The sequence below is a fragment of the Flavobacterium sp. genome, assembly GCF_017744675.1.
Classification (GTDB): Bacteria; Bacteroidota; Bacteroidia; order Flavobacteriales; family Flavobacteriaceae; genus Flavobacterium.
This window is the reverse complement of record NZ_JAGIAV010000002.1, coordinates 660,802-672,532: the sequence shown is the minus strand read 5'-3', so window position 1 is coordinate 672,532 and position 11,731 is coordinate 660,802. Positions and strand designations below refer to the sequence as shown.

Below are 11,731 nucleotides of genomic sequence, written 5' to 3'. Positions count from 1 at the left end.
TTTAGAATCTGAAAAATGCGTTATTGGCTATAACTTCTTTTAAAACAGAAATTTCTTTAACATTTATTTTTTTATCAAATGAAGCTATATGGTTGCTGTGGTGAACATCAGTTCCAGCAAAATCATATAATCCTTTGTTCAAAAGTAATTCCGCTACTTTAGTAATTTCCGCTCCGTAATATCCTACAACTGAAAGTAAATTGAGCTGAAACTTACAGCCAGCCTTTTTCAATTTGTTATATTCATCAAAGTTTTTATGATAAAACAAATACCTTTCTGGATGAGCCAAAACAGGTATATATCCTGCAACCTGTAGTTCAAAAATTATTTTATAGAGTTGGACTGGAGCATTAATATATGACATCTCAACTAATACGTAATTATCTTTAAGAGTAAGAAGTTTTTCGTTCTTAAAATGATTTTCAAACCAATCGTCCATAAAATATTCAGACGCTGCTTTCATAGGGATTATAACGCTTTTTTCTTCTAATAACAATTTCGTTTCATTGTACTTAGCATTAATGATTTCTGGAGAATTATCCCAAATGTAATGGCTGATATGTGGTGTCGTAATAAATTGAGAAACTCCCATTTCCTGCAACGATTGAACAAGTTTAGCCGTATTGTCAATGGTTCTGGCACCATCATCTATTCCTGGTAATAAATGGGAATGAATATCCACAAAATCTCCAGCTAAAAGATCTCTTAAGAAAGGTTTCGATTTAAAGAATGATAACATGCTGCAAAAGTAAGCCTAATGTTTTTATTTATGATAAAAACAATCGAAAATAAAATTAATGTAACTAATGTCGCTAGTCTTTTATATATTTGATGAAAAAGTATTTTTTTATGAAAATAAAAGAGAATCTGTTTAATCAACGTATCATTTCGATTGATGCTTTGCGTGGAATTACCATTTTTGTAATGATTTTTGTAAATGAATTGGCAAGCATTAAAGAAGTGCCACAATGGATGAGGCACATGCCTGCAGATGCAGACGCGATGACTTTTGTTGATTTGGTTTTTCCTGCTTTTTTATTCATTGTCGGGATGTCTATTCCGTTTGCTTTTAATGCGAGGTTGATAAAAGGAGATAGTCCGAAAACAATCTGGACGCATACGCTTAAAAGAGCAATTGCACTTATCGTTATAGGCGTGTTTATGGTGAATGCCGAATATGGTTACGACGCTTCTAAAATGATTATTAATCCAGTACTTTGGGCACTTTTAGCATACGCGATGCCAATTCCGATTTGGAATAAATATCCGAAAGATTTTCCTCTTTGGTTAAAAAATGTACTTCAATACGGAGGGATTTTGGTTCTCATATCCCTTTACTTTTTATACATTCAAGAAACAGGAGAAAGAGGAATGACACCAAAATGGTGGGGAATTCTCGGACTAATCGGTTGGGCGTATCTTTTTACAGTTATTTATTATTGGTTAGTTTCAGGAAATTTATGGGCAATGATAGCATTTTTAGCTTTTTCTGTCGCAATGAATACTCTTAATTTAACAGAAGGTTCTTTCGTACATAGCACTCCTTGGCTAAGTTTTATAGCAGGTCATCTAACTCATGCTTCTTTAGTTTCGGCAGGAGTGGTGATTTCGCTATTATTTTTCGATCGAAAAATAATTAACACTAAAATCAATTGGCTGGTAATTGGTTTTATTGCGCTATTTACCTTAACAGCCATTTTGCTTCGTCCGTATTTTGGAATTTCAAAAATAAAAGGCACACCTTCATGGACTATGTTTTCGGCGGCAATTTGTACCGTTTTGTTCTATTTCTTGTATTGGCTAATGGAAGTTAAAAAACAAACTAAATGGAGCGAATTTTTCATGCCAGCAGCGGCAAATCCGTTATTGATTTATATTTTGCCAGGTGTTATTTATTATTTCTGTAAGCTTATAAACGTTCATATTATTCCAGGATATTTTAGAGTGGGACTTCCTGGGATTCTTTGGTCTCTGTTATTTTCTGTCATTATGCTTTTTGTAATGAAAATCTTGAATAGATATAAAATTCAACTTCACCTTTAGGTTTTAGTATTCAGTCTTAGTTGGCAAACTGAAAACTGCGACTGCGACTGAAGACTAAAAAAATTTCGTACAAAAAATAGATTGTTATTCTTAATAAAATTTTAAATTTGTAAGAGACGGTTTTTAAGATATTGTGCGTGAATAGTTTAAAAATTAAATACATCTTAGTTTTATTTTTAATCGGATCATTTTGTCAGGCGCAAAGTGATAGTACAGACGTGGGCACACGAGATATCTTAGATGTTATTCATAAAATTTTTGATAAGCAAGATACCATTCGCCCAGAAAGAAAAAGAAAACTGACTTTTTCTTTACTGCCTGTTCCCGTTGGCGTTAATTCCAGCTCAGGTTTGGTGGTTTCCTTCCTGACTACTTTTTATTTGGGCGATGCCGAAACGACCAGAATGTCTCAAATTACTTTTTCGCCATATTTTAGTTTTAGCAAACAATTTGTATTTCCAATCCAGTCGTATATTTATTCCAAGGATAATAAATGGAGTCTTATTGGCGATTATCGCTATATGATTTATCCGCAGCTCACTTATGGTTTGGGGGAGCACGAATCTAAACAAGAAATGTCGACTCTCGATTACCAGCAATGGCGTTTTTATCAGTTTATTACCAGGCAAATTGTTGGAAATTATCGTTTGGGAGTTGGTTTTCTTTTAGATAATTATCAAAACATTTCTGAGGAATCCTACATAGACGGAGAAACAGATTATTACCAATATATGAACGGTGATTATTCTAACGAAACTTCGTTTGGATTTGCAATTCAGGGACTTTACGATTCGAGAGAAAATATAATTAATCCAGAAAGAGGTTTGTATGTCGAAGCCGATTTGCGAATAAATACTAGTGGCGTCGAAGGCGATAAATGGCAATCGATATATTTTGATGCTCGAAAATACCACTCCTTTAGTAAAACAAAACATCGGGTTTGGGCTTCGAGGGCATTTTTTTGGTCAACCTTTGGCGGAAAACCTCATTATTTAGATTTGCCAAGTATTGGTTGGGATCGTGAAGGAAAAACAGGCCGTGGGTTTACTAAAAACAGATATCGAAGCAGTGCTCTGATGTACTTTGAAACCGAGTATAGGACTGATATTAGTCGAAATGGTTTTTTTGGAGCAGTCTTTTTTACCAATATTTCTTCGGTTTCTAAATTAGACACGTACGAATTTAAAAAATGGAATCCTGCTGTGGGAACCGGAATTCGCATAAAATGGAATAAACGCAACGGAAGTAATTTAGCGTTAGATTACGGAATTAGTAAAAACGATTGGTCATTGCGTTTGGGGTTATCTGAAAATTTCTAACTTCGGCCAAAAATCTATAGACTCAATTATCCATGCAGTTATCGGTTGTTATTTTAAATTACAATGTGCGTTACTTTCTCGAACAATGCGTTTTAAGCGTCCAGGAAGCTATTGCAGCAATCGATGCCGAAATTATTGTAATAGATAATAACTCATCAGACGAGAGTGTTTTGATGATGAAAGAAAAATTTCCCGACGTAAAACTCATCGAAAACAAAGAAAATTTTGGTTTCCCAAAAGGCAATAATATTGGTGTTCGTCAAGCGAAAGGGAAGTACGTTTGTATTTTAAATCCTGATACTGTTGTGGCAGAAGATACTTTTACTAAGATTCTGGCTTTCGCCGAAAGGCAAACCAATCTTGGAATTATCGGTTGTAAATTGATTGACGGAACAGGAGCTTTTCTTCCAGAAAGCAAGCGTGGCATTCCAACGCCTTGGGTTGCTTTCACCAAAATTTTCGGATTGTACAAAATCTTTCCTAAATCCAAGCTTTTCAATCAATATTATGCGCAGCATTTAAACGAAAATCAAACTGGAAAGGTAGAGATTCTCGTTGGCGCTTTTATGTTTTTGGAAAAAAGTCTGTATGAAGATTTAAAAGGTTTTGATGAAGATTGCTTTATGTATGCCGATGATATCGATTTGTCTTATAGGGCTTTGCAAAATAAAAAAACAAATTATTATTTTCATGAGACTACTGTTTTGCATTATAAAGGAGAAAGCACCGTAAAGGACGAAAAATATATGAAACGTTTTCAGGAAGCGATGAATTTCTTCTATCAAAAACATTTTAAGAAATCATTCTTCTTTAGTTTTTTTATCCAAATGGGAACTTGGTTTTTCTCTTTTATAAAAATGTTTCAAGGCAAAACGAAAACAAAAACAAATCCAGAAGAGTATATTTTTTATTCTTTAAATGAAGATTTGTCTCACAAATTAGCCTTAACTTTAAAAAATAAAGTCCAGTTTTTAAAAATCCCGAAAGAAAAAATGGTAAATTCGTGGCTGATTTTTAAGAGGAAAAAAGCCGAAATTATTTTGGATAATCAATACATTTCGTTCAAAAAATGTATCGAAATCATAGAAACTATTCAAGATAAGAGTATTACTTTTAAAATTTTACCCAAAAATACCCATTTTGTTATTGGAAGTAATTCTAGAAATGACAGGGGGCAAATTGTAAAAATTGAGTAAAAAATTATATTAAATGAAATTTATGTTTAAAATATTCATTAATTTCGCAATCTGAAAATCAAAAACATCTTTTAGATTAACAATATGGCAAGATTTGAATTAAAGCTTCCTAAAATGGGAGAAAGTGTCGCTGAAGCAACCATTACAAACTGGTTGAAAGAAGTTGGAGACAAAATTGAGGCTGATGAAGCCGTACTCGAAATTGCAACAGATAAAGTTGACAGCGAAGTGCCTAGCGAAGTATCAGGGATTTTAGTTGAGCAATTGTTTGGTAAAGATGATTTAGTGCAAGTAGGACAAACTATTGCTATTATTGAAACTGAAGGAGGCGATGCGCCAACTGTGGCAATAAATACAGTAGAAACTGCTCCTGTTGAAGCTGCTGAAATTGAAAAAACAATCGAAGCGGTTAAAGAAACAGCAGCTTCTCAAGATTTCTCGAGTTCAGATAAATTCTTTTCTCCATTAGTAAAAAATATTGCAAAAGAAGAAGGTGTTTCTTTAAATGAACTTGAAAATATTGCAGGTTCAGGAAAAGATGGACGCGTAACGAAAGAAGATATTCTAAAATATGTAGAAGATCGCAAATCAGGTTCTGTTCAAATGCCTCAAACAGTTGAAGCAGCTCCAAAAGTTGTTGAAACTCCAAAAGTAGAAGCTCCAAAAACAGTAGAACCAGTTGCTCAAAAGAGCCAGCAAGCAGTTCCGGTTTCTGTAAATGGTGCTGATGAAATTGTTGAAATGGACAGAATGCGTAAGCTGATTTCAGGTTATATGGTGGCTTCGGTTCAAACTTCTGCTCACGTACAATCTTTTATTGAAGTAGATGTAACCAATATTGTAAAATGGAGAGATAAGGTAAAAACAGCTTTCGAAAAAAGAGAAGGCGAGAAGTTGACTTTTACTCCAATTATGATGGAAGCGGTTGCAAAAGCTTTAAAAGATTTCCCAGGAATGAATATTTCTGTAGATGGAGATTATATCATTAAAAAGAAAAATATCAATTTAGGAATGGCAGCGGCACTTCCAAACGGAAACTTAATTGTTCCTGTAATTAAAAATGCAGATCAGTTGAATTTGGTTGGAATGGCAAAAGCGGTTAACGACTTAGGGAATCGTGCAAAAGCTGGAAAACTAAAACCAGACGATACACAAGGTGGAACTTATACGGTAACAAACGTTGGTACTTTTGGAAGCGTTTTCGGAACGCCAATTATCAACCAGCCACAAGTTGGAATTCTAGCGCTTGGAGCTATTCGTAAAGTGCCTGCGGTTATCGAAACTCCAGAAGGAGATTTTATCGGAATTCGTCAAAAAATGTTCTTGTCTCACTCTTACGATCATAGAGTTGTTGATGGAGCGTTGGGGGGGAGTTTCGTTAAAAGAGTAGCAGAATATTTAGAAGCTTTTGATGTAGATAGAGATTTCTAAAAATCAATAAGGAATAAATTCAAATCCGATAGGTTTTAAACTTATCGGATTTTTCTTTTGTAAGAAAAGAGTTAAGTGGAAATGCTTATTCTTTTGGAAGGCTTATTTTAGAAAAGTTAAAATCACAATTTGAAAGCTTTTTTCGACAAAAAAAATCAGAATAGGGCGAGGATATTCGGCTTTAAAAATTACATTTGTAAACTTATAAAAATTAGAAATGGAATTAAAACTTAACAAACCAATTTGCTTTTTTGATCTCGAAACAACGGGAATTGATATCGGTAAAGATAGAATCGTAGAAATTTCAATATTCAAAGTTTTTCCTAACGGAAACAAAGAAAGTAAAACCTGGTTGGTAAATCCAACAATTCCAATTCCTCCGCAGACCACTGCAGTTCATGGCATCACAGACGAAAAAGTGGCCAACGAACCTACTTTTGCAGAACTTGCTCCGCATATTCACAATATGATTAAAGACAGTGATTTGGGTGGATTTAATTCAGATCGTTTTGATATTCCGCTTCTGGCTGAAGAATTGCTTCGTGCAGGAGTAGATTTTGATATGAAAAATAAAGTTTCTGTAGATGTACAGACGATTTTCCATAAAATGGAAGAACGTACTTTGAGCGCCGCTTTAAAGTTCTATTGCGGAAAAACTTTAGACAATGCCCATTCTGCAGAAGCAGATACAATGGCGACTTACGAAATCTTGAAAGCGCAGTTAGACCGTTATCCAGAATTGGAAAACGACATTAAATCATTATCTGAATTTACAACTCGCAAGAAAATCGCAGATTTTGCAGGAATGATCGCTTTTGATAAAGACGATGAAGAAATTTTTACATTTGGCAAGCACAAAGGAGCTAAAGTTGAAAAAGTTTTAGAAACAGAACCAGGGTATTTCAGCTGGATTCAAAATGCTGATTTTCCTCTGTATACCAAAAAAGTTTTGACAGCAATTAAATTGAGAAAATTAAACACAAAATAAGTTTCTAAGATGCTAAGTTTCTGAGATTCTAAGTTTTTAGTTTCTTAGTAACTTAGCATCTTAGTGTCTTAGAAACTTAAAAAAAAATGAAGATTATCTGTGTCGGCAGGAATTATGCCAATCATATAGAAGAATTAAAAAATGAACGTCCGAGTGAGCCTGTTGTTTTTATGAAGCCAGACTCTGCGGTTTTGTTGAAGCAGCATCCGTTTGTTATTCCAGAATTTTCGGAAGATGTTCATCATGAAGTCGAAATAATCGTAAAGATTAGCAAAGTTGGAAAATATATTGAGCCTAAATTTGCTCACAAATATTATGATGAAATAAGTGTTGGAATCGATTTTACGGCACGAGATCTTCAAAGTAAATTAAAAGAAAAAGGACTTCCGTGGGAAAAAGCTAAGGCATTTGACGGTTCGGCAGTTATTGGCGATTTTTTGCCAAAAACTGATTTTGTTTCTATGGAAAATCTTAATTTTGAATTAAGAAATAATTCAGAAACTGTTCAAAAAGGAAACTCGAGTATGATGCTTTGGAAGATAGATGAATTAATCTCTCATGTATCTCAGTTTTTCACCTTAAAAATCGGAGATATTATTTTTACAGGAACGCCAGCAGGTGTTGCCGCTGTAAAACCAAATGATGTTTTAGAAGGCTTTTTAGAAGATAAAAAATTATTCAGAATACAAGTAAAATAATGGCTTTAAAATACAACCTTTCGAAAGTATATGCGCTTTCAGATAACGATCCTGAATTTGTAAATCAAATTTTAACATTATTTGTTACAGAAGTGCCAGAAGATTTGAAACAAATTAAAGAAGGAATAAAAAAGAAGGATCATAAATACGCTTATTCGTACGCACATAAAATAAAGCCGACATTGGATTTAATGGGGTTAAATGTAGCTTTTGAAGAGATCTTGCAAGTAGAGGCATGGACAAAAGCCGAAGGCAAGAAAAAAGATATTATCGAAACTTTTAAAAGTATCAAAGTGCAGGTAAAAGAAGCGATTAAGGAAATTAAAAAAGATTTTGATCTTTAATATAATTTTTGACTTATTCCTGTTTGTGTAAACGGAATAAGTCAAAATCAATTTTTAAATTTTGTAAACGGCTTATAGTTTGTAAAAGCTGTTAATACCTTCCTCCAAGACAAAATTTAATTTTTCTACTTATTTAATTACAAGCTTATTTATTGTAAGCAAAATATATTTCACAATATGAAAGCAGCAATTATTACAATTGGAGATGAAATCTTAATTGGACAAATCGTTGATACAAATTCAGCTTTCATTGCTAAATCACTAGATAGAATTGGGGTTGAGGTAGCAGAAATGCTGTCGATAAGCGATGATAAAGAACATATTTTAAATACTTTTTCGCAATTGCAGAATCGGGTAGATGTTGTAATTGTAACTGGTGGATTAGGTCCTACGAAAGACGATGTTACGAAGAAAACATTCTGCGATTATTTTGATGATGAGCTGGTTGTTGATCAGAAAGTTTTGGCGCATGTAACAGAATTGATAGAAGGTTTTTACAAAAGGCCAATTTCTCAAATGAATAAAGATCAAGCTCTCGTTCCATCAACTTGTACCGTTTTGCATAATAAAGTCGGCACAGCGCCAGGAATGTGGATGAAAAAAGAAAATACTGTTTTTATTTCGCTTCCGGGAGTTCCTTATGAAATGAAATATTTGGTGGAAGAAGAGATTATTCCGAAAATTGTTAGAGAATACAAACGCCCTTATATTATTCATAAAACGATTTTGACGTATGGTCAAGGTGAAAGTTTAGTTGCAGAACGTATCGAACAATGGGAAAATAATCTTCCAGAGTTTATAAAATTGGCGTATCTGCCAAATCCAGGAAGAGTTCGTTTGCGTTTAACCGCACGCGGAACTAATAAAGAAGAATTAGAACAAGCGATTGAATCTAATGTACAGTCGCTAGATGCCATAATTCATGATATAATTGTGGGTTACGATGAAAATGAAACGATTGAAGCCGTAATTGGAAAATTGCTTTCTAAACAAAATAAAACCATCTCGACAGCAGAAAGTTGCACAGGAGGTAGAATTGCTTCTTTGCTTTCGGCGATTCCCGGTTCATCAGGCTACTTTAAAGGAAGTGTAGTTTCCTATGCAACCGAAGCAAAAGTGAATGTTTTAGGAATTTCTCAAGATTTAATTGACGAATTTTCTGTTGTAAGTGCTCAGGTTGCGTCAGTTATGGCTTTGAATGTTAAAGATTTGCTGAAAACAGACTATGCCCTTGCTACGACAGGCAATGCAGGACCTTCTAAAGGCGATTCGGATGCGGAAATTGGCACAGTTTTCATCGCTTTGGCAACACCAGAGCGAGTAATTGTAGAAGAATTTAACTTCGGACAACCGCGTGAAAAAGTGATAGATAGGGCATCTGTTAAGAGTTTAGAAATATTGCAGAAAGAAATTTTAAAAATTGTGCAATAATTTTTTGCTACAATGGTTTATTTTTCTTTTCTTTGCACCCTGATTTTGAATAACGATAAAAGATAAGTATAATGTCAAGAGTTTGTGACCTTACAGGTAAAAGAGCGATGGTAGGAAATAACGTTTCTCACGCTATGAACAAAACTAAGAGAAAGTTTTCTGTAAACTTAGTTAAAAAGCGTTTTTATCTTCCAGAAGAAGATAGATGGATTACTCTTAGAGTAGCAGCATCTACGATAAAAACAATTAATAAAAATGGAATCACTGCAGTTTTGAAAAAAGCGCAGTCAGAAGGATTTATCAAATAATCTTTTCCTAAATAAATATATAGCAAGATGGCAAAGAAAGGTAATAGAATCCAAGTAATTTTAGAATGTACTGAGCACAAAACTTCGGGTGTTCCAGGAACTTCTAGATATATTACAACTAAGAACAAAAAAAATACTCCAGATAGATTAGAGATTAAAAAATTTAATCCAATCTTAAAAAGAGTAACTGTTCACAAAGAAATTAAGTAATAATTAGAGATTTTGATAAAATCTCAAATGGTTTTTCATTTGAAGATTTATTGAATTCCAAAACATTTGAATCATGGCAAAGAAAACCGTAGCATCGTTACAAACATCTTCTAAGAGATTATCAAAAGCCATCAAAATGGTAAAATCTCCTAAAACTGGTGCATATACATTCGTAGAATCTATTATGGCTCCTGAAGAAGTTGATGAATTCTTGAAAAAGAAATAATTACATTTACATTATATAGAAAAGCTACTTTCTTTCGGAAGTAGCTTTTTTATTACCTATATTTGTCTAAAAATTTAAAGAATCGTAACAATTGGCTTTTTTTTGAGAAACAATTGCGCTTTCTTTAATGATTTGGATTTCTTGCCTGAAAATCAAGAAATCTAGTAAATCTAAATAATCTACAAAAAATGAGTTTTTTTAAAAAATTATTCTCTACCGAAAAAAAAGAGACTTTAGACAAAGGTCTTGAAAAAACGAAAACTACTTTTTTCTCGAAGTTAAGTAAAGCCGTTGCTGGGAAATCTAAAGTTGATGATGATGTTTTAGATAATCTGGAAGAGGTTCTTGTGGCTTCGGATGTTGGAGTGGATACGACTCTGAAAATTATTACAAGAATTGAAAAACGTGTTGCTGAAGATAAATATTTAGGAACAGAAGAATTGAATCAGATTCTTCGTGATGAAATCGGTGCTTTGTTGTCTGAGACAAATACAGGTGAAGCAACAGAATTCGAAATTCCGAAAGATAAGAAGCCTTACGTTTTAATGGTTGTTGGAGTAAATGGAGTAGGGAAAACTACCACGATCGGTAAATTGGCTTATCAGTTTAAAAAAGCAGGTCATAAAGTGGTTTTAGGTGCGGCAGATACATTCCGTGCGGCAGCGATTGATCAGTTGCAAGTTTGGGCAGATCGTGTAAACGTGCCTATTGTGAGACAGCAAATGGGAAGTGATCCTGCTTCTGTAGCTTTTGATACTTTGCAATCTGCGGTTGCTCAAGATGCTGATGTGGTGATTATTGATACTGCTGGACGTCTTCATAATAAAATTAACTTAATGAACGAATTAACAAAAGTAAAACGTGTCATGCAGAAAGTAGTTGCTGATGCTCCTCACGATGTGCTTTTGGTTTTAGATGGTTCTACAGGTCAGAATGCTTTTGAACAGGCTAAACAATTTACTGCTGCTACAGAAGTGACTTCATTAGCGGTAACTAAACTGGACGGAACAGCAAAAGGTGGAGTTGTAATTGGAATTTCAGATCAGTTTCAAATTCCTGTAAAATATATTGGTGTTGGCGAAGGAATTGAAGATTTGCAAGTCTTTAATAAATATGAGTTTGTTGACAGCTTCTTTAAATAATTTATAATGAAAAATATTTCGGCTTTAACTTTTTATTTTGCTAGCGTAATATGTTTTGTTTTGGCAAATGTCCTAAAAGACAATAATCTTTCAGTTTACTATACTTTGCTAGTAGCTGGAATCATTTTGTTCTTTTTAGGGGTTCTGAAAAGGATAAAAACTAATCGTTAGAAAAATACCTTAATAAATTAAAAGCTTTTAAATAAAGGTGCTTAAAGCGCTTTTATTTAAAAGCTTTTTTGTTGGCATTAAATTTTGCAATTTCTTTTATCTAATGCTGGATACTTTGTAATTTCATGAAAGAATTAATTGTCCGAATTATTTCTTTTGATGATTATAAGGTTATCTTTGTAGTCCGAGAAAATTTTCTTTTGAAAACAGGAACCCTAGCCCTG

Annotated in this window: 13 protein-coding genes; 12 read left to right on the top strand and 1 reads right to left on the bottom strand. The window is 33.6% G+C overall.

Features of this window, described 5'->3' with window-relative positions; translation table 11 throughout:
- Window position 1: 1 nt before the first annotated feature.
- Window positions 2–739, bottom strand: a complete 738-nt coding sequence (locus J7574_RS08330; RefSeq protein WP_290966914.1) for a CpsB/CapC family capsule biosynthesis tyrosine phosphatase — start codon at window positions 737–739, stop codon at window positions 2–4.
- A 110-nt stretch (window positions 740–849) separates the two neighbouring features.
- Here J7574_RS08330 and J7574_RS08325 point away from each other — a divergent pair, with 110 nt between their 5' ends.
- The 12 genes from J7574_RS08325 to ftsY all read left to right on the top strand — a co-directional run bounded on the left by J7574_RS08325 (window position 850) and on the right by ftsY (window position 11,336).
- Window positions 850–2,043: a DUF5009 domain-containing protein gene (locus J7574_RS08325; protein WP_290966911.1), complete on the top strand. Its 1,194-nt coding sequence runs from the start codon at window positions 850–852 to the stop codon at window positions 2,041–2,043.
- Between the two features lie 137 nt (window positions 2,044–2,180).
- Complete coding sequence (locus J7574_RS08320; protein ID WP_290966909.1) at window positions 2,181–3,362, top strand: BamA/TamA family outer membrane protein; 1,182 nt, start codon at window positions 2,181–2,183, stop codon at window positions 3,360–3,362.
- 32 nt (window positions 3,363–3,394) lie between these two features.
- A complete protein-coding gene (locus J7574_RS08315; protein ID WP_290966906.1) occupies window positions 3,395–4,558 on the top strand; it encodes a glycosyltransferase family 2 protein in 1,164 nt (387 codons plus the stop codon).
- Window positions 4,559–4,642: 84 nt separating this feature from the next.
- The gene (locus J7574_RS08310; protein WP_290966903.1) at window positions 4,643–5,989 is read left to right on the top strand and encodes a dihydrolipoamide acetyltransferase family protein; all 1,347 of its coding nucleotides are present in this window, start codon (window positions 4,643–4,645) and stop codon (window positions 5,987–5,989) included.
- Window positions 5,990–6,206: 217 nt separating this feature from the next.
- Window positions 6,207–6,977 (top strand): 3'-5' exonuclease, encoded by a 771-nt coding sequence (locus J7574_RS08305; RefSeq protein WP_290966900.1) that lies wholly within the window; start codon window positions 6,207–6,209, stop codon window positions 6,975–6,977.
- An 86-nt stretch (window positions 6,978–7,063) separates the two neighbouring features.
- Complete coding sequence (locus J7574_RS08300; protein ID WP_290966897.1) at window positions 7,064–7,675, top strand: fumarylacetoacetate hydrolase family protein; 612 nt, start codon at window positions 7,064–7,066, stop codon at window positions 7,673–7,675.
- On the top strand, window positions 7,675–8,019 hold the full coding sequence (locus J7574_RS08295) for an Hpt domain-containing protein (RefSeq protein ID WP_008468078.1): 345 nt from the start codon (window positions 7,675–7,677) through the stop codon (window positions 8,017–8,019). The genes J7574_RS08300 and J7574_RS08295 overlap by 1 nt, the downstream gene beginning before the upstream one ends.
- 177 nt (window positions 8,020–8,196) lie before the next feature.
- Window positions 8,197–9,450, top strand: coding sequence for a competence/damage-inducible protein A (locus J7574_RS08290; RefSeq protein ID WP_290966894.1), 1,254 nt, complete (start codon window positions 8,197–8,199; stop codon window positions 9,448–9,450).
- A 71-nt stretch (window positions 9,451–9,521) separates the two neighbouring features.
- Window positions 9,522–9,758: a 50S ribosomal protein L28 gene (rpmB, locus tag J7574_RS08285; protein ID WP_008468080.1), complete on the top strand. Its 237-nt coding sequence runs from the start codon at window positions 9,522–9,524 to the stop codon at window positions 9,756–9,758.
- A 27-nt stretch (window positions 9,759–9,785) separates the two neighbouring features.
- A complete protein-coding gene (gene rpmG, locus J7574_RS08280) occupies window positions 9,786–9,968 on the top strand; it encodes a 50S ribosomal protein L33 (protein ID WP_008253902.1) in 183 nt (60 codons plus the stop codon).
- Window positions 9,969–10,041: 73 nt separating this feature from the next.
- Complete coding sequence (locus tag J7574_RS08275) at window positions 10,042–10,194, top strand: DUF4295 domain-containing protein (protein WP_008468081.1); 153 nt, start codon at window positions 10,042–10,044, stop codon at window positions 10,192–10,194.
- A 188-nt stretch (window positions 10,195–10,382) separates the two neighbouring features.
- Window positions 10,383–11,336: a signal recognition particle-docking protein FtsY gene (gene ftsY, locus J7574_RS08270; RefSeq protein WP_248727900.1), complete on the top strand. Its 954-nt coding sequence runs from the start codon at window positions 10,383–10,385 to the stop codon at window positions 11,334–11,336.
- The last annotated feature ends 395 nt before the right edge of the window (window positions 11,337–11,731 follow it).